The sequence below is a fragment of the Sphingopyxis sp. 10G20-10 genome (assembly GCF_057365075.1).
This window is the reverse complement of record NZ_CP195117.1, coordinates 993,725-1,016,163: the sequence shown is the minus strand read 5'-3', so window position 1 is coordinate 1,016,163 and position 22,439 is coordinate 993,725. Positions and strand designations below refer to the sequence as shown.

General features: G+C 61.4%; 21 protein-coding genes. 6 read left to right on the top strand and 15 right to left on the bottom strand.

Features of this window, described 5'->3' with window-relative positions:
• Nucleotides 1–38 precede the first annotated feature (38 nt).
• The 5 genes from rlxS to ACR3XE_RS04970 form a co-directional block, all read right to left on the bottom strand.
• Nucleotides 39–2,018, bottom strand: coding sequence for a relaxase/mobilization nuclease RlxS (rlxS, locus tag ACR3XE_RS04990; protein ID WP_473698706.1), 1,980 nt, complete (start codon nucleotides 2,016–2,018; stop codon nucleotides 39–41).
• 346 nt (nucleotides 2,019–2,364) lie between these two features.
• Nucleotides 2,365–2,721: a hypothetical protein gene (locus ACR3XE_RS04985; RefSeq protein WP_473698707.1), complete on the bottom strand. Its 357-nt coding sequence runs from the start codon at nucleotides 2,719–2,721 to the stop codon at nucleotides 2,365–2,367.
• A 265-nt stretch (nucleotides 2,722–2,986) separates the two neighbouring features.
• Complete coding sequence (locus ACR3XE_RS04980) at nucleotides 2,987–3,586, bottom strand: lytic transglycosylase domain-containing protein (RefSeq protein WP_473698708.1); 600 nt, start codon at nucleotides 3,584–3,586, stop codon at nucleotides 2,987–2,989.
• Nucleotides 3,574–4,134, bottom strand: coding sequence for a S26 family signal peptidase (locus tag ACR3XE_RS04975; RefSeq protein ID WP_473698709.1), 561 nt, complete (start codon nucleotides 4,132–4,134; stop codon nucleotides 3,574–3,576). Before ACR3XE_RS04975 ends, ACR3XE_RS04980 begins: the two co-directional genes overlap by 13 nt.
• The gene (locus ACR3XE_RS04970; RefSeq protein ID WP_473698710.1) at nucleotides 4,127–4,366 is read right to left on the bottom strand and encodes a helix-turn-helix domain-containing protein; all 240 of its coding nucleotides are present in this window, start codon (nucleotides 4,364–4,366) and stop codon (nucleotides 4,127–4,129) included. Before ACR3XE_RS04970 ends, ACR3XE_RS04975 begins: the two co-directional genes overlap by 8 nt.
• A gap of 196 nt (nucleotides 4,367–4,562) precedes the next feature.
• Here ACR3XE_RS04970 and ACR3XE_RS04965 point away from each other — a divergent pair, with 196 nt between their 5' ends.
• On the top strand, nucleotides 4,563–4,763 hold the full coding sequence (locus ACR3XE_RS04965) for a hypothetical protein (RefSeq protein ID WP_473698711.1): 201 nt from the start codon (nucleotides 4,563–4,565) through the stop codon (nucleotides 4,761–4,763).
• A gap of 7 nt (nucleotides 4,764–4,770) precedes the next feature.
• Here the strand turns inward: ACR3XE_RS04965 and ACR3XE_RS04960 are convergent, their stop codons facing one another.
• Together ACR3XE_RS04960 and ACR3XE_RS04955 are read right to left on the bottom strand one after the other, a co-directional pair.
• A complete protein-coding gene (locus tag ACR3XE_RS04960; RefSeq protein ID WP_473698712.1) occupies nucleotides 4,771–5,670 on the bottom strand; it encodes a HEPN domain-containing protein in 900 nt (299 codons plus the stop codon).
• 85 nt (nucleotides 5,671–5,755) lie between these two features.
• On the bottom strand, nucleotides 5,756–6,079 hold the full coding sequence (locus ACR3XE_RS04955; protein ID WP_473698713.1) for a DUF736 domain-containing protein: 324 nt from the start codon (nucleotides 6,077–6,079) through the stop codon (nucleotides 5,756–5,758).
• A 434-nt stretch (nucleotides 6,080–6,513) separates the two neighbouring features.
• Between ACR3XE_RS04955 and ACR3XE_RS04950 the strand changes: the two genes are divergently transcribed.
• The gene (locus tag ACR3XE_RS04950) at nucleotides 6,514–6,810 is read left to right on the top strand and encodes a hypothetical protein (RefSeq protein ID WP_473698714.1); all 297 of its coding nucleotides are present in this window, start codon (nucleotides 6,514–6,516) and stop codon (nucleotides 6,808–6,810) included.
• A 79-nt stretch (nucleotides 6,811–6,889) separates the two neighbouring features.
• On the opposite strand, the gene ACR3XE_RS04945 is transcribed toward ACR3XE_RS04950, so the two are convergent.
• From ACR3XE_RS04945 to ACR3XE_RS04925, 5 genes are all read right to left on the bottom strand, one after another.
• Nucleotides 6,890–8,122 carry a type II toxin-antitoxin system HipA family toxin gene (locus tag ACR3XE_RS04945; RefSeq protein WP_473698715.1) on the bottom strand — a complete coding sequence of 411 codons (1,233 nt, stop codon included), beginning with the start codon at nucleotides 8,120–8,122 and terminating at the stop codon, nucleotides 6,890–6,892.
• Nucleotides 8,119–8,451: a helix-turn-helix domain-containing protein gene (locus tag ACR3XE_RS04940; protein ID WP_473698716.1), complete on the bottom strand. Its 333-nt coding sequence runs from the start codon at nucleotides 8,449–8,451 to the stop codon at nucleotides 8,119–8,121. Before ACR3XE_RS04940 ends, ACR3XE_RS04945 begins: the two co-directional genes overlap by 4 nt.
• A 445-nt stretch (nucleotides 8,452–8,896) precedes the next feature.
• A complete protein-coding gene (locus tag ACR3XE_RS04935; RefSeq protein ID WP_473698717.1) occupies nucleotides 8,897–10,726 on the bottom strand; it encodes a ParB/RepB/Spo0J family partition protein in 1,830 nt (609 codons plus the stop codon).
• Between the two features lie 82 nt (nucleotides 10,727–10,808).
• Nucleotides 10,809–11,228 carry a DUF2958 domain-containing protein gene (locus tag ACR3XE_RS04930; RefSeq protein ID WP_473698718.1) on the bottom strand — a complete coding sequence of 140 codons (420 nt, stop codon included), beginning with the start codon at nucleotides 11,226–11,228 and terminating at the stop codon, nucleotides 10,809–10,811.
• Complete coding sequence (locus tag ACR3XE_RS04925) at nucleotides 11,225–12,268, bottom strand: ArdC family protein (protein ID WP_473698719.1); 1,044 nt, start codon at nucleotides 12,266–12,268, stop codon at nucleotides 11,225–11,227. Before ACR3XE_RS04925 ends, ACR3XE_RS04930 begins: the two co-directional genes overlap by 4 nt.
• Before the next feature lie 967 nt (nucleotides 12,269–13,235).
• Between ACR3XE_RS04925 and ACR3XE_RS04920 the strand changes: the two genes are divergently transcribed.
• From ACR3XE_RS04920 to ACR3XE_RS04905, 4 genes are read left to right on the top strand one after another with little or no spacing between them, the layout of a single operon-like run.
• A complete protein-coding gene (locus ACR3XE_RS04920) occupies nucleotides 13,236–13,820 on the top strand; it encodes an RNA polymerase sigma factor (RefSeq protein ID WP_473698720.1) in 585 nt (194 codons plus the stop codon).
• Entirely contained in the window at nucleotides 13,817–14,743 is a 927-nt protein-coding gene (locus tag ACR3XE_RS04915) for a FecR family protein (protein WP_473698721.1), read from the top strand. The genes ACR3XE_RS04920 and ACR3XE_RS04915 overlap by 4 nt, the downstream gene beginning before the upstream one ends.
• A gap of 57 nt (nucleotides 14,744–14,800) precedes the next feature.
• Nucleotides 14,801–17,731 carry a TonB-dependent receptor domain-containing protein gene (locus tag ACR3XE_RS04910; protein ID WP_486185950.1) on the top strand — a complete coding sequence of 977 codons (2,931 nt, stop codon included), beginning with the start codon at nucleotides 14,801–14,803 and terminating at the stop codon, nucleotides 17,729–17,731.
• Nucleotides 17,725–19,710: an Atxe2 family lasso peptide isopeptidase gene (locus tag ACR3XE_RS04905; protein ID WP_473698724.1), complete on the top strand. Its 1,986-nt coding sequence runs from the start codon at nucleotides 17,725–17,727 to the stop codon at nucleotides 19,708–19,710. Before ACR3XE_RS04910 ends, ACR3XE_RS04905 begins: the two co-directional genes overlap by 7 nt.
• Nucleotides 19,711–19,806: 96 nt before the next feature.
• On the opposite strand, the gene ACR3XE_RS04900 is transcribed toward ACR3XE_RS04905, so the two are convergent.
• The 3 genes from ACR3XE_RS04900 to ACR3XE_RS04890 are packed head-to-tail and all read right to left on the bottom strand — an operon-like array spanning nucleotide 19,807 to nucleotide 22,356.
• Nucleotides 19,807–21,489 carry an asparagine synthase-related protein gene (locus ACR3XE_RS04900; protein ID WP_473698725.1) on the bottom strand — a complete coding sequence of 561 codons (1,683 nt, stop codon included), beginning with the start codon at nucleotides 21,487–21,489 and terminating at the stop codon, nucleotides 19,807–19,809.
• A gap of 8 nt (nucleotides 21,490–21,497) precedes the next feature.
• Nucleotides 21,498–22,175, bottom strand: coding sequence for a lasso peptide biosynthesis B2 protein (locus ACR3XE_RS04895; protein WP_473698726.1), 678 nt, complete (start codon nucleotides 22,173–22,175; stop codon nucleotides 21,498–21,500).
• A gap of 43 nt (nucleotides 22,176–22,218) precedes the next feature.
• A complete protein-coding gene (locus ACR3XE_RS04890; protein ID WP_473698727.1) occupies nucleotides 22,219–22,356 on the bottom strand; it encodes a benenodin family lasso peptide in 138 nt (45 codons plus the stop codon).
• Nucleotides 22,357–22,439: the final 83 nt, after the last annotated feature.

Below are 22,439 nucleotides of genomic sequence, written 5' to 3'. Positions count from 1 at the left end.
TCAGCTCATTAAACGACGTACGACAGGATCGCACCGATTTACGAAATGCTCGGCCCGCCCCGCCCACGCCCAAAGCTCCAACTGATGCCGTCACCGCGTAAAATAGCCGTCACGCTCTTCCCCACCTGGCGAACCAACACGGGTCGCCAAGGCACAAGAGTAAATTCCCGCGACTTCTCGATCAGCGCCAACCGCCCGCTTATGGCGTCGATATGTCGTCTATAAACGCCAGCAATGCGAGTACCTCTTTCAGTCTCGGCGAATGGCATACCCAATTCTCGTGATAGCTGCACGCCCAGACGGCGCATCTCGCGGCGGCGGAGTATATCGATCATGTCGTCCCGATAGGAAATTTGCCCGCGTGATTCTTCGGCAAACCCTTGCGCGATCAGCCATTGTCGGCGACGCGCCAGCGCATCGCGCGCCTCGTGGCCGAACCCGGCGTCGCGCAACGGCAGCGGACCGGCGACGACCAGCTGCTTATCGAGCCAGGTCGCAGCGTCGGCATCGACCAGCTTTTCCAGCGGTAGAGGCGAAAGCGTTTCAAGTATCACGGGTCGGTCCTGCGCTCGCGACACTTCATAGGCGGTCGCACGCGTCAGATGGTTGGGTGCAATGATCCAGCTGCCGTCGGGTTCGCGTGTCACACCGCCCGTCTGCCGCCGCATCGCTTCGAGCCGTCTGACATGGGTTTGGGCAAAGGACTCGCTCGCGTTTGGGTCGTAGCGAAGATGGGCATCAATATCATAGCGCCCCTCATTGGCAGCAGCGACTGCGGCGACAGTGCGATCAGCCTCGCGAAAATCTGGGGTGACCGGCTCGATCCGGACGATCGCGCCATCGGCATGAGGCTCGACATTATCGCCCTTCCCGATCATCACATAGTGAGAGCGTCCATCGGTCGCTTCGACTATAAGATAATGACGGTCGTTAAGCTCATCCGACAGACCGCGATCGATTATGCGGCCGACCAAAGGTCGCGCATCGGATGCGGCAGGGTCATAAATCGTCTGATCGGCCAGCGCTGGCGCTGTATCACGTGCGCTATAGGCACGCTGCATTGTGCGGATGATGTCACCGCGCTCGCCCATGCGGCGCAGCGTATCGGCGAGATCGGGGTCCAAATGCCAGTGACTAGCGCCCATCTGTTCAGCAAGGCCGAGCCGTTCAAGCTTCTTCAGACGCCCCATACGGACGGTCTGATCGAAGGCCCCCTTAGCTGCGGAACTTGCTAGCCCGTGTGCATCGACGTCGCGCAACAATGCACGATCAATACTGGTCAGCCTTTCCGGCTCGACTTCACCACGAAGCTTCGTCAATATGTTGTCGGTCGTGCGCGGCCCGAGATCGATATCGATTAGCTCGGCGGCCCGCTCGCGCATACCTCGGGTGATATATTCGCGGGCGATGATCAAATCTTTGTTGCGATCATCCTTACCGCGCATAATGATGTGGGTGTGCGGATGGCCGGTGTTGAAGTGATCAACCGCCACCCAATCAAGCTTTGTGCCCAAATCCTCTTCCATCCGCGTCATCAAACGACGGGTCAGCGGTTTGAGATCTTCATATTCAGCGCCATCCTCGGGCGAGACGATAAAACGAAACTGGTGGCGATCAGCTGAAGCCTTGTCGAGAAACGTCTTGCCGTCGAGCTTGTCAGCATCGGCGCCATAGAGCGCGCCGCGCCCTCCATCGCGGGTCGTCCCATCGCGCTCGATATAACGTATATGCGCGCGGGCCGCGCCGAACCCCTTCCCCGCCAGCTTCACGATCCGCGATTTGATGATGACGCGGCGCTGACGGAAAGCTGCATAACGGTCACGGCTTCCGAGGACGCGACCGACCCCGGCGCCGCGCCCGATGCGACTGCCGTCGAACCGACTGCGACTAAGCTTACCGGCTCCGCCACGCGCAAGATTGGAAGCCGCGAGGACGCGGTGCAGGAACTTGCGCCCCTTCTTGCTGCCCTTGGCACGCATACGCCCCAGGCGGGGCTCGAAATCATCATCGCTCTTCATGCTGGAGACCGCAAAATAATGGCTTGAACCGTCAGCATGGCTCAGCCGAACGACGCTGAAAACCGGTGCCAAAAAAGGCGAGGAAATCTGCGGGCTAGCCCACCATGTGGCACCAGGAACAAACTCATGGTGCCAAAATCTCTCCAAATTGCTCCAAAAAAGGATGTGCAGACAATGGCTTATGGTGAAGGCTCCCGGAGCCGACACCATTGTTTTATCTTGCCATACGCGTTTCCACCTCCCAACCCCGCCGAAAACCGTCTCTCACGTCCAGTTGCCTGGGAACCCGAGGCAAAAAGAAAGGAGCGACGCTTGCCATGCGTCGCTCCTCAATAGTGCGCCATCGTCACGCTATGGCATAGGCCGCGCGCGCCTCCGATACGCTTCCAAAATGACGTGTTCCCATCATCCCCTGCGCACTGCCATCGCCATCGACGATCATCATCGCTACGAAATATTTGCCTTCAAGCCAGCCCCATATCGCGATCCGGTCCAGCTCTATTTCCTCCTCATCTATGCCCTCATAGGTGCCGGTCCAGCGCTCCTGAATCCGCGCATCCCAGTAAAAATCAATCGCTTCCGCTTCAAGAAATCGCTGCGCCAACGCGGTTCCTGCGCCGCGCCCAAACTCGATTTCCAGGCCCGAAACCAAGGCTTCCAACACGCGATCCGATGCCGCTCCGATGCTGTTATGTCCATTCATGACTTGCTCCTATTCTCTCCCCGAGCGTTCGAGGACATACTCTCGACGACGGGTGGCGGAGCGGCTGTCAGGGCCGCCGGAGCGATAGCGAAGGCGCCGCGTAGCGGCGGCGGAGGAACCGATTTTGTTGCTCAAAAACGAACAAATGCGCGCGCGAAGCGCGCTCCTACTTGCAGCAAAATTGGAGGGGCCGCCGGCCTTGATAGACGCTCCGGCAGCCGTCATGATTGGCCTTGCCGAGACGAGCCCTCCCCAACGCCTGCGGTCAGGATTTCGGCTTTTTGATGAAGAAAATGGGGTCCACAGGCGGGGTGGACTGAGCGCTTTCGCCTGCGTTAACAGATGTCGTACCAGTGACAAATATGAACGGCGGAGACGGCACTCTTGGCTCTATCATGGCCACCCCCGTCACCGTCCGCATATAGGCGACGGTCTCCTCCGGCAGCTGCGCACGCCCCTCCAGATAGGCGCTGTAACGCCCCGGTCCGGCATTATAGGCAGCAAACAGCCCGGGATAGCCGAACCGGTCATACATCAGCCGCAGATAATATGTGCCCGCCAATATATTGTCGCGCGGGTCGTGCGGATTCGGGCCAAGATCGAGCCGCGCGCGCATCGCGGCCCAGGTTCCCGGCATCAATTGCATAAGCCCCATAGCCCCTGCCCGACTGGTGATCGGGTGGCCATGACGAACCGTCCGCCCGCCGCTTTCGGCGCGAACCACGCGCTCGATCCATAGGGCAGGCAAACCGAACCGTGTTGATGCCTCGGCTATATAGGGCTGCCATTGCGCAACAGGATCGGCACGCGACGGCGATGAAAAGAGCAACGCGACGGCGACACCCGCGCATTTCAGCGGAGCCATAAGGGATGCGCCTTCCCGATGATGTCGCCGCGCGCGGTCGGCCCAAAATAGCGTCCGTCAAAAGATTGCGGATCGTCCGTCAGGAGGAGCATCGCCCCATCGCTCAGTATCGTGCAGCCGCGCCACCGGGGCATCGACCGTCCCAATCCGTCAGCGCGCAACCGGGTTGCGACATCGCGTCCGTTTACGAATATCTTGTCTATAGTCGCGCAAATCTGGTCGCCGGGTTCGGCCGCAACGCGCTTGATGAGCGGAACATTGGCAGGGAGATAGCGGCGGCGAGCCGCGAGGCTGCGCCAGGGCTCGGCAAGCTGGGCGACAACCATGTCACCGCGACGCAGCGGCCTGTCGGGCGACACGCGCCACAGGCCGATCGGGGCACTGGCGCTGGCATTCCAGAGGAGGCGCGGACGCGGCGGCATGAGTGCCATTGCGCCAAGCGCAGTGATCAGACTGGCGCAGATAGCAGCCCACCGCAAAAGGCGATGATGGCGAAGGCGTGCAGCGCGGAGTGCATTGCCGACGGGCCGAACTTCTATCTCACGCATCGTCGCCAGCCTCGCTGCGCTGCTGTGACCAGACATCCAGATCGTCAATATGATAGCGGACATGACGACTGTGACGACGATAGCGCGGGCCGGTGCCCGCAGAGCGATATTCTTGCAGCGTGCGTTCGGCAACGCCGAGATAATAGGCGGCCTGCGCCGGACTGAGATACGGCGTCCCTTCACGTGCGTATTTGGCCCGCGTGATTGCGGCCTCGTCCTTGTCTTTGGTCATGGCAAACCCTTTTGAGCGGCGCGGCATCATGCCGCGTGACGCGCTCTCCATGAGCCCGCACCAACACCGGCGGGAGGGTCGAAATAGACATGGCCCAAAATCGACCCTCCTATCCGGCTTGCGTCGATGTTCTATTTATGTTCTATCGTCATTCGCCGCCTGCACTGCGGCGATTCGACAGCGATGGAGATGGAAATTGCAGCATGATGTGCGGCTGCGCGCCGCCGCGCGCGCGATTTACGAGCACTGCTATCCGGGCGAGGAATGGGCACCGCTGGGCTTTGACGAAGCCGAACGCTACCGGACCATCCCCTATCGGCAGGCGGTCGGGGCGGCGCTCGAAGCGCGCGCTGTCCTTGCTGCGCCGGTTCAGCCCGAGTTATTCGAGGTCGCCTGAGAGCGGGTCAGTCGCCTGATAGGTGACGCTCAGCGATGTTTTTGACTTCGGTTTCGAGCATTTCGATGCGCTCAACGAGCCAGGCGAGCTCGGCACCGCTGATCTTGTAATGCGGACTATAGCGCGCGTTGACATAGGCTTGTTGCAGCAATTCGAAGCAACGGCGGGCAAATTTATCATCGCGCGGCCAGACCGGAATGAGATCGCGCGCGATGTCTTCGGCCTTGTCGCGGAGGAAGTTGATCTTGTGCGATTTTGGCGAATAGAGTGACAGAATGTGCAGCACCGTATGGTAGAAATGCTCGGTCGCCTGATGCAGCTGAAAGGCTGCGATGTTATTGAACCCCTGCGAGATATCAAATTTTCCGGTCACCAAGAACTGACGCGCACTGGCATACCATTTATCGAAATAGTCTTGCGCTTCCTTGCGCATTTCCGCTGGAGGCAGCGGCTTTGGCGTATCAAAATCCTGTGTTCCGAGCTGGTACAAAACCACCCCGTCGCGCACAATATCGGTAAAGAAGGGCCGTCCGCGCGACAGCTGAAAATTGACATCACCCAGGCTGTGAACGATCAGCCCGACGGGTGCCGAAAGGCGTTTGGTGATCGCATATTCGCGCAGAAAATGGTCTTCGGCCTTGTACCAATAGTCGATCGGATCGGTCAGCCGCTCGTCGTTGACGACGACAAATATGTCATAATCCGAATAATAGCCCCCCTTGGGATCGGCGACCCAGTCGCCGCGCGCATAGCTGCCGTACAAGATGACCTTGAGGATGCGGCCCTGCTTTTTCCACTTTTGAGTGGCAAGGCTCGTCGCATCCTCGAACTCGGCGAAAAGAATTTCGACGATGCGCTCGAGGTCGCGGCGTTTGCGGTCGGGAAGATGGTCAAGATCGGTTTTCATGTGCCTTGAATCCTAGCCGAATATTGCGCGCTGACAATCAAAAGGATGAGCCCCGCGTCCGCCGGAGCGGACGCGGGGCAGACCGTCAGTCGGCGGGATTCCAGATGACGGCGTAGGTCGCGTCATCATCCTGCCCTGCTGCACGGCCAAGGTTCGCGTAGAGGCGGCGCGGCCCGAACTCGGGAGCCGCGAGGCTCAGCGAGACATAGTCCTTGCCCGAGGCTTCGCCGGTGCGGGTCCAGCCTGCACCGATTTCGACGCCGTCCGAATAGACCCGATAGTCGGGCTGGATGTCGCCATTCTTGCTGCGGTTGGGGCGGATTTCGATGCTCGCGCGGATCGAAAGCGTTTTGAGTTGGCCGACAAAGCCCTCTTCGGGATTGCCGTTCACATAACCGATTGCAGCCATTGTTCGTCTCCTTCTTGGTCGCCGCCGGGGACCATCCCCGGTGCGTGGCGAGAACAAGGAAAGGGGCATGAGACGGTGCACGCACCCGCAGGGCCGCAGCGTTAGCGAAGGACGGCGGCGCGGGATTTTTTTGGGCGCGAAGCGCCACCGCGAGGAGACCGCCAGCGGCGGGCGGGGAAAAAAGTCGCGGGCCGGCGTTGCGGGGGCCGTCGCCCCGTTCCAGGTCGAGCGTCCGGCAACGGGAGGGTCTTGGCGGTGATGAAGGCGATAGAGAAGCTGGATCAACCGGCGTTTGTGAGCGGCCTTATCGAAAAGTCATGGCCAAAGACGCCGTTTCGAGGCAAGGGCTGCCCCGACCGCGAACCAAGCTACTGACGATCCTATGGGGCCGAACGAGCGGTTGTACTTGGGATCGGCGTTCGCGAGGAGGACATGTGACGGAAGTAGCAGTGCAAATTGTCTTCGCAGCCGAGGCCCGCGATCTCGCCACGCTTGCAACGCGAAGCGCCGAAATCTGGGCGGGTCTGGCACTCGATCACGAAGCCCTGTCGGCGCTACGACGCGATGGTCTCGACCCCGCCGCCTTCCGGCTTTCAGGGCCCCATCCCTTTGCCTTCGCATGTGTCGAGACGGACAAGATTGGCGTCACCGCACATGCGCCCGACCGCGAGGCTGCTGAAGCACTGCTCGACCTGTTTCGTGTCGCCTTTCTTCGCCGCCTGCTCGCCTAGCCAATGCAAAAGCCAGACTTATAGGCGCGGCGCCCTCCCCGATAAGGAGGCCGCCGGTGATTGCAGATTATCTGCCAGATTAGTCAGGCTCAAAGGCCGAAGCCATACGCGCCACATCGCGCGCATTTAGCCCGTGCGCGGCCGCACTGGCACGCCAGTTTGCGACGGCGGCCTGAACTTCTCTTATGATTTCGTGCGCGGCAGGTGGCTTTAGCCCGCATTGGCGCGCCATGCCGAGGGCGACGTCGAGCGACGCTCTATCGTCGGCCTCATCTATGGCGAGGCTCAAAATGCGCGGCTTCACGTCCAGCGGTGTCGGGTTCATATCATAGGCCGGTGACAGTCGCCACCCGCCTACACCGTCATAAAGAAAACCATGATTGCGCAGATGATCATCGGTGTTGGAAATCAGGATATTGAAAATGATGCGCCGCCATAGCTGTGCGCAATCCTGCTCGGGCTGCGCGCCATATTGACGGAGCGCATCGACAATCTCCAGATAACTATGCGCTTCATTATCAGCGGCCCCCAGCATCGACATCGCGGACAGAAACGGGATGCGGATGTCGCCGTCACGGTCGAAACGGCGCAGCAATAAAGCGGTGCGATCGGCAACCTGCTCCAACCGCCATATCGGCACCTCGATGCCAGCGCGGCTGGCAAGATCGAGTGCCACCGCCTCCCATTGCATGACGGGATAAGCATCATCGGCTTGCGGGAATTTGGCGATGGAGAGTTGACCTTGAAGATCGAGCACCGAGGCTTTGGCGCGCGCGCCGCCCAGCGATGAGCCAGGGGCAAGGATAAGCCGCAAATCGCTGTCGGTATCGCTATCGGCGGCAACGCGCATGGCGGCGTTCAACAATTCGCCGAGGTGAATGAGCGGCGGGATGTTTGCGTCGTCACCAGAGGCTAGAAAAGGACCATCGGGCGCTTCTTTGAAGCGCAGCGCGCCTTGGCGCGCGATATCACCGACACCCAGAAGATAATCGACTTCGGCCAAACTGCGCGGCGCGCGCGCCTCGGCGGTTGCGCTGCGGCGTTCCTCGCGCTGGATCAGATTGCGCCCCCAACGGTCGGGCGCCGAATCGCCGAATGCGCCAAATAAGGCGCGACCTTGCAACGTATGCTGCGGACCACCGCCGAGCATCAGGGCGGGCTCGAGCGCAAAGCGCGCTGGATTGGCGAGCCAATCGGCATCATATTCAAAAGTGGCGCTTTCGCGGTTTCGGGCGCGGCGCGCCCACAAGCGCCCGACAAAATGCGGAGTCCCTGCCAAATCTACATAGACCAATAGGTCGCGATCGCTCATGACAGCGTCGCGCTTCCGCGCTTGCTGACGCGCACGCGCTGGGGCAATCGCGCTTCGTCAAGCTGCAAGCCAACACTGTCGATGCTGATATCGGCAAGATCTGCAATCCGATCGCTCAATCCCAGAATGAACAGCACGGTGGCATAAACCCCGAGCGACACGCCGGGATCGCCCTGCTCGACCTTCTGCAAGGTGCTGCGCGCGACAAACGCGCGTTCGGCCATGAGCGTCATCGTGATGCGACGGCGCAAACGCGCCGCCTTGATGTCCGCACCAAGTTTGGCCAGAGCACGTTTGACGGGTAGCGGCATGGGGGGTGTCCTTCGCATATCAGCCTCCTTGACCGTTAATATAGGCACAAAGAGTGTTAATGTCCATTTAAACGGTCATACTGCTTTTCATTATGCGACTCTGTGCTTCACAGGACTTCAGAAAGCGGCTCGATTCTCATAGAAGTTTTGGAGCCACTCCGAGATGATAGGTCTATCTGCCTCAAGCCCGCTTTGTCTTCGACAGGATAACCACGCCGACCCTCTCGACAGCAAGGGATGTAGCTTTCATCGTCGAGGCGGCATCAAGCAGCCGCTTGGCTCCCCCCTCTTTTCCCTTTCTCGAAACGGGCCAAGGTCGCCAGGCGACCGTGGCGCGCGACAAAAAATCCATCGCGCCGTCCCGAGCCGTATCACGGCGAGGGGCGGCGCGATGGGACATTCCCCCACAAGCCGGTAGACCGCAAAATATGAAGGGCGGGCGACGGGTCGCCCGCCCTTCCCGTCATGCCGCTAGCGGCGGCCTCTGAACGACAGCGGCTGGCTCGCTCGCCTGTTCATCTTCATGACTTGCATTTGGCCCCGCATCTGGCTCGATATCAGGGTCCGCCATGATAGCGGGCGCAAGATCGGCGGCCAGCTGTTCAGACGCTGCAACGCTCGCAACCCCGCCCCGCATGGTATAAGCGGCGGGCGGAAAAGCCATCCATTTGGGCATCCACGGCGCGACTTTTGGGCGTCCGTTGGTGCCGTCCAGATGGTCAGCGATGATCGTTTTGAGCGCTTTCGCTTTCTCCTTTTCATTGGCACTTGCCACGTCTGCGCCCGCCACTTCGGTCAATATGGCGAGCAAGACGTCGCGGTCGCGCAACTGATCGAAGAAAGCGGCATCGGCTTGCCAGTGATTGAGCATATCGGTGCCCAAATGCACCCCGATGGCTTCGACGGCCTCGCTTCCCGCTTGCAGCGTTTCGCCCATGACAATCGCCACTATCTCGAGCAGCACAGGGTCGGGCAATTCGAGAAGCCGTGCAAAGACGCTGGCGAAAACCGGCTTGTGATAGCCCCCGCCGGTCACGGTCGGCTGCTCGGCGTCGAAACCGAGAACGCCCAGCACCGCGCGGCGCTGCTCGTCGAAGTGAGTCTCGGCAGAGCAGGTTTCGACGCTTTCGGCGATCTCTTCTTTGGGCGCACGCTGGGCCTCGACATCGACACGCCACAAATCCGCATTGGCGATGACATGCGCGAGCATCGCGCGCAGCGCGACATCGCCGCGCCGCGCGAGATCGGCCCGCACCGCCGCGTGACGATGGAGATCGATATAGCGGTTCATCGGCCCCGACACTTCGGGGCGAAGCGGCTTTTCGGGGGCCTCGCCCTTTTCGCCGCGCGACCGCGCCTCGGCTTCTTTGCTGGTCAGATAGGATTCGTGAAATATGACTTCGCCATTGTCGCGAATCTCGACATAGATACGCCCGCCGCTGCGTTTGGGAACATGGGCAAAATCCCACGAGCGGAACCAGTCGCCGCGCTCCATGACGATGACATCGGCCCATCCGTCCTCGATATAGGATGTTTTGCGCGCCTCAATCTCGGCCATTTGGAGCGTCCAAAAGACGTCGCTGTCGGCAAAATAGCGCTCGTCGCCGAACAAGTCGCTGATTATGGCCGCGCCCGATGCCTCGACATCGAACAGAGCATATGGGGCCGCAATCGCGCTTCCCCCGAACAGCCAGGCCTTTAACTGGTGGCCGGTCGGGCAAAAAGCTTCGCTGTCATCGAACAATGCAAGCCACGCCTTTTGCTGGCTTTTCGATGCAAGGGTGAGATGACGCACCGTCGCAGAATCGATCTCGCCGCCGCGATAGAGGGTGCGGATGCGCGGGAGCAAATTGCCGAGCGCAAGGATACGCTTCACCGTCTTCGGCTCGAACCCGAAAATGTCGGCAACCTCATCGACGCTGCGTCCGGCTTTCACCAGCGCGACAAAACTCTCCCATTGGCTGACCTCGTCGGGGTCCAGCCGCGCGAGATTTTCGATCATCGAGGCTTCCAAGGCATCGGCGTCATCGCCCGCGTCCAGAATGGCGCAGGGGAGCGGGCGCACGGTCCCGCCTTCGCGCACCACGGCATTGGCAGCGGTAAAGCGCCGCCGTCCGGCAACAATCTCAAAATGACCGGCTTGGCAATTGGGGCGGACGAGCAAGGGCACAAGAACGCCGCGCGACCTGACGCTTGGCAGCAGGTCGGCAACATCGGGGTCCTTGCCCTTCGCGCGCATATTGGTTTTTGCAATCGACAGCTTGTCTATGTCTAAAAAATCGAGTTTCATCATTCTTGCTCCTTTGCGAGCGCCGGTCCGTCATTTTTCAAAGGGGGGCGGACCGGCTTACTGACGGCGAAAACGCGCCGCCGCGTCAGCTGCCTTTCCCGCTCGGGTCAGGCAGAAGCTGGTCCTGCTTCTTGCGGCGAAGCGCCGCTTCGGCATGAATGATCGACCCCAAGCGCCGCGCGCTCTCGGTCCAGACCGAGAGCGGCGCGAGGCCATCGAAGGCAATATCGCGTTCGATGGCGAGCCCGAACGGGAGCCGCACGGCGGCGATCTCGGCGAGCGAAAAGCTGCCGAGTTCGGGGCAACCAAAGCCGAGATCGGCCAGCCCGAACAGCGTGTCGCCATCGGCGTCGATCTCGCTCGCAAGCCATGTTCCCGCACCAATGGGATTGAACAGTTTCACCACGGGAAACGGATCGAAACGGGTCTCGCGCGCGGCGTGGATGCGGCTGGTCAGCCCGTTGGCATTGAGCGCGAGGCGAAGATTTGTAGGAATGAGGGTCATGCCGCCATCTCCCGCGCCGCGCCGTCTGGGGCGGTGTCATCCTTGGGAGCCGCAAAGCCGAGCAGATAATCGGACGCCTTGCTCGCAAGGCTCGCGGCTTTGAAAATGGCCCGATTGTCGGCGCGCATGATGGCGAGCCATGACCCGATATAGTCGGCGTGGCGCACGGTTGGTGTGATGCCGAGCGCGGCGCACAGATAAGCGCTCGCAAGTTCGGCGCAAAGTTCCTCGCGGCCATAGGCTTGGCTGGCAAAACGGCCCTTCTGGTCGCGGTCGAGCCGCGAGGGATGGCCGGTCCAATGACCCAGTTCGTGGAGCGCGGTGCGATAATAATCGATAGGCGCATGAAAGGCCTGTTGCGGCGGCACCGCGACAAAATCACCGCCCGGTGAATAATAGGCCTCACCGCCGCCGATACGAAAATCGGCCCCGCTTGCGCTGATCAGCGCCTCGGCTTGCGGCAGGACCTCGCACGGTTCGAGCGTATGTTCACGGGCCGTGCAACGCGCTGGCAGTCCCTCGCATTGGTCAACATTGAAGACGGTGAAGCGCTTCAAAAAGGGGATGCCGCGCCTGTCCCCATCGCCGCCTTCAATAGGACCACCCGACGACGCGCCCTTCGCCACCTCGCCCCCGCCCTCGCCTTTGGGGGTGAAGCGCGCGGCATAGAAAATCGTGATGCCCTTCTCGCCCTTCTTCACATTGCCGCCAGCGGCGAGCGCTTGGCGGAAGGTCAACCAGCTTTGGCTCGCAAAATTGCCCCGCACGGCTGCGGCCCAAAGGATGAGGATATTGATGCCAGAATAGGAGCGGCTTGTGTCGACATTGCGCGGGAGTCCGGGCGCAAAGGCGGTCGCATCCCAAGGCTGCACCCAGGGCACCCGCCCCGCCTCGAGTTCGTCAATGATGCTAGCGGTGACCTCGTCATAAAGCGAGACGCGCGCCCCATCGCGGTCGCGGCCCCTTTGCTCGCGCGCGCTACTGCGCGCGCGGCTTGGCGATGGCGCGGGCTGAAACGGGGGTTGCGGATTCAAATCCATGGCTGCGTCTCCCTCTGACAAAAAACCGCCGCAGCCGGCCCCGGACAGCGGGGCGGGCGGCAATTCACGGACAGGGGGACCGCCTCCCGAGGCCAGCGCGCACCCGAAGGGCCGCAACAAAGTGGAGGAGCCGGGCGCAGCCCGGCTTGCGCGATGGCCGGGCGGTCCCAAGGCCGTGCGCCGCCCGCGCCGATGTCCGAGGTGCCAGCCCACAAAAATGTCGCCGCGCGGGATAGCCGCGCGGCGTCACCTGCAGGTCCTTCAGTTCATCCTGCTTCATCCTGTCTCATTTTGGTTGTTCGGGATCCGACAACCACCGCCATCTCGGCGAAGAGAAGTTCAAATCTTCCTGCAAAAATGGGCGGCCGATGCCGCCCAGTCCCCGCCCGCAGGGCAAAAAAGGCGCCCTTGGCGAGCCGCAGACGGGGCGGCGTGCGCGCGGGCCTGTGGGCCAGCCGCCGCCCCGCCAAGACAGCGAGCCAAGAGCGCAGGCGCGGCTATAAAAGCAGCGTGCGACCTCTGGCGGTGCTTGCCGCCGTCAGTGTGCGCTCTTTGCCAGGCCGCGCACCATTGCGATGAACCATGACGCCGCAACATTTGACCGAGCCCCGTCCAAGCGGGCGACGTCAGTGAGTCCGTGCGAATAGCGCAGCAAGGTTTCATTCAAGGCGCTGAACTGCGCGCTTTTCTCGTACCACAACGTAACACTGTCCATATCTAACCAGTTTCAAATGAAACCTTGTTGCATCGCGTTTTCGGCAAGCTATGCTGGCGGTGCATCGGGTGACAAGGCGCACGATGTCGGGCTTGAGAACCCGCTTGAACGACCAGATTCCATCGCCATCCTGCCGGGTGGCCGCTGCGCATGTCCAAGCCATATGGCCAAAGGCGGCGGCGCATATTCAAGTATGTTCTCGACACCCGGCTTCAAAGCCGCCTTTCCGCCCTGTGCGGAAAGGCGGAGGCCATGGATTACGACGACAATGCAACAGCCGCAGTCAACCGAATCTCCGGGAGCGACCCGCTTCCTCCCGACGACTGGGCGGGGCCTGGCGGTGGCGTTTGCGCGGCCACCATCTTCGGCGAACAGCGTCCGCGCCTTGCCCGTTTCTTCAGACGGCGCGCGCCAGCGCAGGATGTCGGCGACCTCCTGCAGGAATGTTTTCGCCGCCTCCTATCGAGCAGCGCTTATCCGCATGTCCTGGCCGAACAACCAGGCGCTTATCTGTTCCGGACGGCGCGCAATCTCCTCGCCGAACATCATCGTACCGACGAACGCCGCATGGCAGCAGACCATCACAGCTATGAGGAGCCCGAGATCGCTGGCCCCGACCCCCATGTCGCGCTCGAAGCGCGCGACCAGATGCGGCGCGTTGCCGACGCGCTCACCCGCCTGAAGCCCAAGACGCGCGAGATATTTCTGATGCACAGGGTCGATGGGCTGAGCTATAGCGAGATCGCCGCAGCCAAGGGAATGAGCGTGAAAGGCATCGAAAAACAGATTGCCAAAGCGATGGTCGCGATCCGGCGGGCGCGGACACAACAACTATGAGTCGACGCGAACAGGACGCCGCGGCGTGGTTTGCACGCATGCGCGGTCCCGACGCTGAGCGCCACCGCGCCGCCTTTGAGGCATGGCGCGGCGATCCCGAAAATGCCCGCGCTTATGCCGATGCCGAAGATGACTGGCTGATTGCCGGGAGCGTGGCCCCTGTCGATACAGGCCCGCGTCCCGCGCTGCGTGCCGCATGGCGACCGGCCCGATCGCATTGGGCCATGGCGGCTGCCCTCCTGCTCGCTCTGACACTCGGACTTAGCTGGTATTGGCAAATCTCTCCACAGAGCCCGCAGCTCGCAGATAAGGGCGCGAGACCCAATATGGTGCGGCTCGCCGACAGGAGCAATGTCTTGCTCATGGATGGCGCGCGTATCGACACGCGATTCTCCGGCAACGCGCGGCGGGTCATCCTGATCGGCGGGCATGCGCGCTTCATAGTGGCACATGACAGCAGTCGACCCTTCACGGTCGTCGCGAATGGCTCGGTAACGACCGCTCTCGGAACCATATTTGAGGTTGATGTTCGCCAACCCCACCCCCGCATCCACCTCATCAAAGGATCGGTCGAAGTCCGCGCGCCGGGAGGCACAGCCGTCCGCCTCGCTCCGGGCGAAAGCGCCGAGGTCGATGGCCCCGAAGCGCATCGCATCCCTGTGCTTGCTAGCCCTGTGGCGGCGACGATGCTCGAAGCCGACACATTGCCGCTTGGCGCAGTGATCGAACGCGCCAACCAATCGAACAAGAACATCATCCGGCTCGCCGATCCGGCGCTCGCCACGCGGCAAGTGACCGGTCGCTTCGATACCGCTGACGGCGCCTTGCTCGCGCGAAAGCTCGCGGCGGCGCTCGATCTGGACCTCGTCGACCAACCCGATGGTTTTCTGTTGCGCAGCAAGCTGAAAAAAGCGGGGGGATAATCGGCCCCCCGACATTTCCCCTTCCAGACGGCCAGAGAGGCCGCGAGGGAGGGAAAAATGCACAACAGGATCACTACAGCACTTCTGGCATCAGGATGTGCGGCAATTGCACTTTATGCGTCGCCGGCTTCGGCTCAGGACACTATACACGACTATGATATCCCAGCGCAGTCCCTTGGTTCGGCGCTGCAGAAATATTCCAAGGTGTCGGGCCGCGAGGTTATCGCCGACGCAGGCCTTGTCGAAGGTCACCGCAGCGGCACTGTCCGTGGCCGATTGCCCGCCGACGTCGCCCTCGCCCGGCTTATCGCTGGAACCGGTCTGACGGTCGACATCGTGGACGGCGCATTGGTGCTCCGGGCCACAAACGGCGGGACGAAGGAATCAACCGACCGATTCGACGACGCAATCATCGTCACGGGCACGCGCATTCGGGGGAGCGGACCAATTGGATCGCCCGTGACAACGATTGACCGCGAAGCGCTCGACCGCAGCGGTCGGTCCACATTGGCCGATTTTATCCAGACACTGCCGCAGAATTTTTCGGGGGGTGCGGCGGAGGCCAATGTTGGGACCACCGCGCGAGGCAATGCCGCGAGCAACACCGGCTACGGCACCGGAATCAATCTGCGCGGATTGGGAACCGGATCGACGCTGACCCTTCTGGACGGGGCGCGTCCAGCCCTTGGCGGCACGTCGGGCGCCTTTGCCGACATCTCGCTCCTGCCTTCGCTCGCTGTCGAGCGCGTCGAGATCCTCACCGACGGCGCTTCGGCCATCTATGGCTCCGACGCGGTCGCCGGAGTCGTCAACATCCGGTTTCGCAATCATTTCGAGGGGGCCGAAACACGCGCCCGTGCGGGCACCGCCGATGGCGATTATAGCGAGGTTCAAGTCGGCCAGCTCCTCGGCACCGCATGGAAGACAGGCCATATCGTTATGGCAGGCGAATATTATCGTCGCGGAAATCTTGCCTCTACAAAGCGCGCCTTTGCAACCGAGGATTTACGCCCCTTCGGTGGCCCCGATTTTCGCTCCAATTTCAACAATCCGGGAACGATCATCGCCGCCAATGGCCAGCATTTCCTGATCCCGACAGGCCAGGATGGGTCGGGTCTGACGCCTGCCCAGCTGATTCCAACCAGTGATTTCAACCGTGGCGACAGCCGCAAGAAGGTCGACATCCTCCCGCAACAGAAAAGCGTCAGTCTTTATGCGAGCGCCGAACAAGAGCTGAGCGATCATATCCGCCTGTTTGCGCGCGGGCTCTATGCGACGCGCAATTTCGAAGCCCGGCGCCGCATCATCGGTGTGTCCCAGCAAATCGTTACGCCTGCCAATCCTTATTATGTCGACCCGATCGGTACCGGCCAGAATATCACCGTCTATTATGACCCGGTGGCCGACTTCGGCCCCGAAGGTGTCCGCGGCAGTGTCAAAGCCCTGAACACCAGCTTGGGCGTCCGCGCCGATATCGGAAGCTGGTCGATCGAGCTCTCGGGTGGATATGGCGTGCAGCGCGAAGGGTATGACGCCGTCAATATTGCCCACCTCATTCGCCTTGCGAACGCGGTCGCCGCGACCGACCGGGCACAGGCGATCAACCTATTCGGTGATGGTGCGGTCAACGACCCAGCCCTCATCGACCGCCTACGCGGCAGCCTGTCGGTCCGAACCCGCTATCGCAACTGGACGACCGCGCTACGCGCCGACGGCAAGCTGTTCACGCTCCCGGCAGGCGACGCGAAGCTCGCACTGGGCGCCGAGTATCGCCGCGACAGCATTACCTACCTCCAGACATTCGATATCGTCTCGTCTGCACCGCAAAGCACGGGCATTCCGGGACTTCCTGACAAGCGCATCGTGAAAGCGCTTTACGGCGAGCTGGCCGTTCCCGTCTTTGATGCGGGCGAGAATTTCCCTGGGACGCTCAGCCTCTCGGCTGCCGGACGCTTTGAGGATTATTCCGACGTCGGCGATAGCGCCAATCCGAAATTTGGTGCGCGATGGGTGCCGTACCCCGGTATCGCACTGCGCGCTTCCTATGGTCGCTCGTTCCGGGCACCTTTTTTCGATGAGCTCGTCGGAACGGCCAATGCGCGTTACCAGACCTTCCGCCTCGCGGACCCGGCCTCACCAACCGGCCAGACCAATGTCCTGCTCCTGCTTGGCTATCGCCCCGATCTTAGTCCCGAGAAAGCGACGAGCTGGACGGCGGGGCTCGATCTCGAGCCGCGCTTCCTGCCGGGCGCGAAGATCAACCTGACATGGTTCGATATCCGCTACAGCGACCGGATCGCGTCGGCGAATAGTTTCCTCCAATCCTTTTTCGCGCGTCGCGACATCTATGGGGGTCTGATTGACGAAACGCCAGATCCAGCAACCGTGGCGGCCTATTTCGCCGACCCGAGCTTCTCGAATGCGATCGGTATCACGCAAGATCAGGTGGCGGCGATTGTTGATGCCCGAACACGCAACCTGTCACGGTCGACGGTGCGCGGTCTCGACTTCAACCTGGCCTATTCCAGACCGATCACAGACGGCAGCGTCAGCCTTTCATTCGGGGGCTCGCGGCTGTTCACGATCGACAACAGGCTCACCGACACAGCGCCCGCGAACAATGTCGTCGGGACGCTCGGAGCCCCTGTGAAGCTGCGCCTGCGCGGCCAGGCTGGCATCATGATCGGATCCTTCGATGCAGGTCTCGGCGTCAACCATGTCGCGAGCTACCGCAATCTGACCGTCACGCCTGTCGAACGCGTAAAGAGCTGGACAACGGTCGATCTCCAACTTGGCATAACCATCGGGGCGCCGCCCGAGCAGAATGATGGCCGCTCGCTCCGCCTGGCCTTCAGCGTGAATAATCTCTTCGACCGCGATCCGCCTTATGCCCAATTTCGCTCGGCCGGAGTGACCCTCGGCTATGACCCCGAGCAGGCAAGCGCGATCGGTCGAAACTTCGCCCTTCAGGCGGTGATCTCATGGTAATCCTCGCCGCGATGCTTGCCCTGTCGTCAACAACGACAAGCAGCGCCAAAGCCGCTCGCGCGCCAGTGAATTCTCATGACCTTGTCGAAGTCGCCGACATCATGGGTCCGCTCCTTTCGCCTGATGGAAAGCGCATTTTATTCCGCGTCAGCCGACCATCGGTGGAAGCCAATGATACGCGGCTTGATTGGTATGTGGTGGACGTCAACGGCGGCAAACCAATCCATGCCGGAAGTGCCGGGACCGTTCGCCACGACGGCGCGGGATCGGTGGCCGAGCAGCGACCGATATGGGATCCGGATTCGAGGGGATTTCGGTTTCTTGGACTCAACGACGGCGTAGTGGCCATCTGGCATTGGCGCGATGGCAAGGGCCTCCGCCGCGAAATTGTCGATCCTGCCAATATCGTCGATTTCAGCCTTTCGGAAGACGGGCGGGCGCTGCGCTTCACGGTTGGTGCCACGCGTGAGGCCGTCGCAGCCGCACAGAAACACGCCTATGACGGCGGTGTCCTTGTCGATGACAGCGTCGATCTCGGCCAGGCTCTCGCCGGCGGGGTTATCGAAGGCGGTCGGCGCATCATGCAGCGCTGGACGCACAACTGGTTTGATCGTGCACAAATACTCTGGGATGCACCGAAAACGGACAAGATTATCGACTTATCGCCCGCATCCAAGGACGCCGGACTACCTATGTTTCCTCGGCCATTGCCCAGACAAGGTCGCACGATCAAACTCGCGAAGGGCGCTCAGGCCGCGATCGAAGGCACTGGCGAGACGACGCAGCTTGTCGTCACCTTCGCCGACGGACGCCGCATCCTATGTGCGGCATCGGCTTGCCGCTCGCCGCGTCTCACCGCGATCGGCGCACGCCCGGGACATGATGAACTCCTGTTGTTCGAAAGGGCGGAAAGTGCACGCGAAAAAATATGGCGCTGGCGGATCGGCGATAAATCGGCACGACTCTTCACCGTCACCGATGGTGTGGTTCGAACGTCAATCTGGCAGGACCGCTGCATTATCGCGGACATTGCGATGGTCTGTGCCGAAAGCCTGCCGACGAGCCCACCGCACCTCGTCCGCATAGATTTTGACGACGCGCACCGAACGGTGCTCGCCGACCCCAATAGCGATCTGCGCGGACGCATCGACGCTGTGGCGACACCGATGCACTGGGCAAACGGCCATGATGGCATTTTACTAAAGCCCAGCGGAGCGAAAGGCCCATTGCCGCTGGTCATCCAATATTATAGTTGCGACGGGTTTCTAAAGGGCGGGGTCGGCAACGAGATTCCCATGCTTCCGCTCGTCGAGCACGGTATCGCCGTGCTGTGCATGGTCGGCAAAGCCCCTGTCGGAGGTCATGATACGCAAGCGAGCTATGGAGTGGCGCTGGAGGCGATCGATACGGCGATCGACCAACTCGCCGCGGCGGGCGAGATCGACCCAGACCATGTCGGCATCGGGGGCCTCAGCTTTGGCGCGACGGTGGTGATGTGGGCGGTTCGCAAGTCGAACCGTTTTGCGGCAGCGACGATTTCATCTAGCGTTATCACACCGCATTATTATTGGTCCAATGCCATACCCGATCGCGGATTTGTAAAAATGCTTCGCGACTTCTGGCAGATCGGCGACCCCGAAAGCGATCCTGATCGCTGGCATCTTGTCTCGCCGGTATGGGACATTGATGCGATCAACACGCCGCTTCTGATGCAGGTGCCCGAATCCGAGGTTCGCAATCTCGTCGAACTCCACACCAAGCTCAAGATTGCCGGCAAGCCCGTCGAACTCTTCGCTTTTCCCGACGAAATCCACATCAAATATCAGCCAGCGCACAAGCTGGCGGTCTATGAGCGCAACCTCGACTGGTATCGGTTCTGGCTGAGAGGCGAACGGGATTCCGATCCTGCCAAGGCGCGACAATATGTGCGTTGGGAACAGCTTCGTGCGGAGCGGACCTTGCCCGCTCACGCACGCTGAATCCGTGCCGGGCGCGTCCCCGTGGCGCCCGGCACGGCTCTTTCCATATCATTTGTCCAGTCTGCGACAGTCTCGCAATCAAACGAGGTTTGACCATCATGTCTGACCAAGGATGGATCGCGCCCAGCGTTCCGTATCAACGATATGCAATATCCTCATCATCGTGAGCGCATCGCCCTTCGTCCGTTCCGTCAGCAACGCATCGATCGCAGAGCAATCGATAATCCCTTCGCCTGCCAGCCAGCCCTCGAGCAGAAACGGACGCAGACGCTCGCGATGAGCCGCGTAGGCAGGGAGAAATAGCGACAATATACGCCCCTTGCTGCGCCGCGCGAGCACGATATCGGGTAGCGAGACACCAAAGGCTTTACGCGCGAGCGCCCGGTTCACACCGCCCTCCCCCCACTGCCAGCTTGGAACGCCAAGCCCGAACTCAACAATCGGCTGGGCGAGAAGCGGTGCGATCTTTGGTATAACAAGCGCCCGGTCATAACCGTCGAGGAAAGGCTGGATCAGCAACAGGTTCAGACCATAATATCGTTGTCCCCGTGCAACGCGCGCGCAGCCGTCACCCCAGGGATGCGGTGGTCGCCCAGCTCCATGTCGTCGCGACAACAGGCTGTTGTCGACTGGCCAGAATGGGGGCTTCATGACCAGCCCCCGAACCATGTGTCGAAGAGCATTCCAGATATTGTCGCCGGTAATCGCGGCCTGATCGGTCGCGGCGCGAAGAGCGGCACGCGGCCCCTCAAAGCGCAGTGCGTCGAGCGCCGGAGCAACCGATGTCTGATAGCCAAATACCCCGTCACCGCCGGTTCCTGAAAATATGGCATCGGCCCCATAATCCCGGGCGCAGGCGAGAAATTGCGCATCCTGCGGCGCGAGCAGTCCGAATCCGCCAGGCCTCACGCGCAACCGCCCATGCGGTGCGAGCGGGTCGGCGGGTTCGCTGGGCAACAACAGTTCAGCGAGCTCGATTCCGACCTGCGCCGTGACAGCGCGAGCATAGATCCGCTCATCACCATCGGGGTTGGTCGTGGCCATGGTTATGGCGCGCCAGGGCTGAGGCCTTCCTGCAAGACAAGCCGCGACAATACTGCTGTCGATGCCTCCCGAAAGTTCGAGTTGGATCCGCCCAAAGCGACCACCCCAAGCCGACACGACGCCCTCTACGACCTCGCGCAACGCGGCGGCCGCCACCCGCTTTGGTGGCTGCGTCGCATAATGCCAGGGCGACCAACTTGCGCCAAGGTGCCGAGAGCCTTTGAGCGAGGCGACTTCGCCCGGCAGAATTTCCTCGACGCCGATGATCGGCGCCCGCGGCCCGCGCAGATGTGGGTAGCGAAGATGGGCATCGACAATCGCCGGATCCGGTCGGTCGAGCGCAAAGCCCAAGGAACGGGCCAGCGCGAGATCGGTAAAGGCACAGCCGCCCACCTTCCGGTCCACCGTCCGGAACAGCGGTGGGCCCGTAACCGGCGAACGTAGCATATGCACCTCGCCCGACCGGTTCATCCAGAACAGCAGGTAATTCCCCCAGAGTTCCGAAATCGCCCAGGCTCCGTCGCTGTTTACGAGCAGATCGGCCTCCGTGACAGTCAGCTGGTGGCACGCAGTGAGATCGGAGCGGCGAAAAGCCCAGCCAATAAGCAACGTGCGGCTCGTCCACGCAGCGGGAAGCGCAGCATCCCCATATGCACGGGCCGCGCCGATCTGTCCGAGCTCGACGGCATCGCCAGACAATGTCCCGATGGCGCGCGGCCCTTCGATCAACGCCATCCGAAGGCTCACAGGCGGAATACCGGTTGATAGTCGGCAACGATAGCGATCGGGTCCGAGAGAAGCAGGCTATCATATTGAACCCAGGCGTGCGCCACGAAAGGGGACATACGGACGCCAAAATAGAGATCCGCAGATATGCCGCGACGCCATAGCGAGCGCGCAAGGGCCAGACTTTCAGGCACACAGAGCCGCCGTAAGGGAACAATCACGCGCGCCCTTTGGTAACCGCGTGCGATAAAAGCCGCTCGCGCTGCAGCTTGTGCTTCACGGCGATCGACATGGGATGACCGTCTGGCAATTTTGTCGCGAAGATGTCGCCAATAGGCAATCGTTGCTGCCAGCCCGCATAAACGCAGCATCGCGCCGGCTTGCAGGCGGAAGTACGCTGCTTCGACAAGGGGCAACGACCCACCAGGATCATTTGCCTCGAGGGCGCACGCCCGAAGTTCAGGCGCCTCAACGGGACACACAGTGGCACCTTCGCCGGCTGTCAGAAGGCGGTGCTTTATGAGACGCTTGATGGACTGATCATGCCCGCCCTGCCCCGTAGCGTTACCGATCGCACAGAGCGCACCAGCCTCGGGTGGGCCGAGCAAAAAATAGCGATCGGCTTTCAGGTCGAGTAATATGGCCTGGCGATCAACGAGGCCGAAGCTCACATGGGAGGGAAGATGATAGTCCATCTTGAATGAGAGGACGCGGCGCTGGGCGCCGCGTCCCCAGCCGTCATTCGGCCGAAAGGCCGCTGTGCGGCACGATGTCGAGACCTTCCGGTTCGGGGAAGGGACCTGCGACACCCAGCGTTTCGACGCTGGCGATGCCCAGTTCTACGATGCCGTCCTCGGCCATATCATTGCGGTCCATGGGACCCTCCTTCGTTGACGCCGCGATATTGCGGCACGTCCAAGGCTAGGAAGGCCGTTCGATATAGCCAGTTTATACGGCGA

Excerpts from the sequence above, each read along its gene's own strand:
- rlxS (WP_473698706.1), bottom strand. The coding sequence starts at position 2,018 with ATGAAGAGCGATGATGATTTCGAGCCCCGCCTGGGGCGTATGCGTGCC.
- ACR3XE_RS04985 (WP_473698707.1), bottom strand. The coding sequence starts at position 2,721 with ATGAATGGACATAACAGCATCGGAGCGGCATCGGATCGCGTGTTGGAA.
- ACR3XE_RS04980 (WP_473698708.1), bottom strand. The coding sequence starts at position 3,586 with ATGGCTCCGCTGAAATGCGCGGGTGTCGCCGTCGCGTTGCTCTTTTCA.
- ACR3XE_RS04975 (WP_473698709.1), bottom strand. The coding sequence starts at position 4,134 with ATGCGTGAGATAGAAGTTCGGCCCGTCGGCAATGCACTCCGCGCTGCA.
- ACR3XE_RS04970 (WP_473698710.1), bottom strand. The coding sequence starts at position 4,366 with ATGACCAAAGACAAGGACGAGGCCGCAATCACGCGGGCCAAATACGCA.
- ACR3XE_RS04960 (WP_473698712.1), bottom strand. The coding sequence starts at position 5,670 with ATGAAAACCGATCTTGACCATCTTCCCGACCGCAAACGCCGCGACCTC.
- ACR3XE_RS04955 (WP_473698713.1), bottom strand. The coding sequence starts at position 6,079 with ATGGCTGCAATCGGTTATGTGAACGGCAATCCCGAAGAGGGCTTTGTC.
- ACR3XE_RS04945 (WP_473698715.1), bottom strand. The coding sequence starts at position 8,122 with ATGAGCGATCGCGACCTATTGGTCTATGTAGATTTGGCAGGGACTCCG.
- ACR3XE_RS04940 (WP_473698716.1), bottom strand. The coding sequence starts at position 8,451 with ATGCGAAGGACACCCCCCATGCCGCTACCCGTCAAACGTGCTCTGGCC.
- ACR3XE_RS04935 (WP_473698717.1), bottom strand. The coding sequence starts at position 10,726 with ATGATGAAACTCGATTTTTTAGACATAGACAAGCTGTCGATTGCAAAA.
- ACR3XE_RS04930 (WP_473698718.1), bottom strand. The coding sequence starts at position 11,228 with ATGACCCTCATTCCTACAAATCTTCGCCTCGCGCTCAATGCCAACGGG.
- ACR3XE_RS04925 (WP_473698719.1), bottom strand. The coding sequence starts at position 12,268 with ATGGATTTGAATCCGCAACCCCCGTTTCAGCCCGCGCCATCGCCAAGC.
- ACR3XE_RS04920 (WP_473698720.1), top strand. The coding sequence starts at position 13,236 with ATGGATTACGACGACAATGCAACAGCCGCAGTCAACCGAATCTCCGGG.
- ACR3XE_RS04915 (WP_473698721.1), top strand. The coding sequence starts at position 13,817 with ATGAGTCGACGCGAACAGGACGCCGCGGCGTGGTTTGCACGCATGCGC.
- ACR3XE_RS04910 (WP_486185950.1), top strand. The coding sequence starts at position 14,801 with ATGCACAACAGGATCACTACAGCACTTCTGGCATCAGGATGTGCGGCA.
- ACR3XE_RS04905 (WP_473698724.1), top strand. The coding sequence starts at position 17,725 with ATGGTAATCCTCGCCGCGATGCTTGCCCTGTCGTCAACAACGACAAGC.
- ACR3XE_RS04900 (WP_473698725.1), bottom strand. The coding sequence starts at position 21,489 with ATGGCGTTGATCGAAGGGCCGCGCGCCATCGGGACATTGTCTGGCGAT.
- ACR3XE_RS04895 (WP_473698726.1), bottom strand. The coding sequence starts at position 22,175 with ATGGACTATCATCTTCCCTCCCATGTGAGCTTCGGCCTCGTTGATCGC.
- ACR3XE_RS04890 (WP_473698727.1), bottom strand. The coding sequence starts at position 22,356 with ATGGACCGCAATGATATGGCCGAGGACGGCATCGTAGAACTGGGCATC.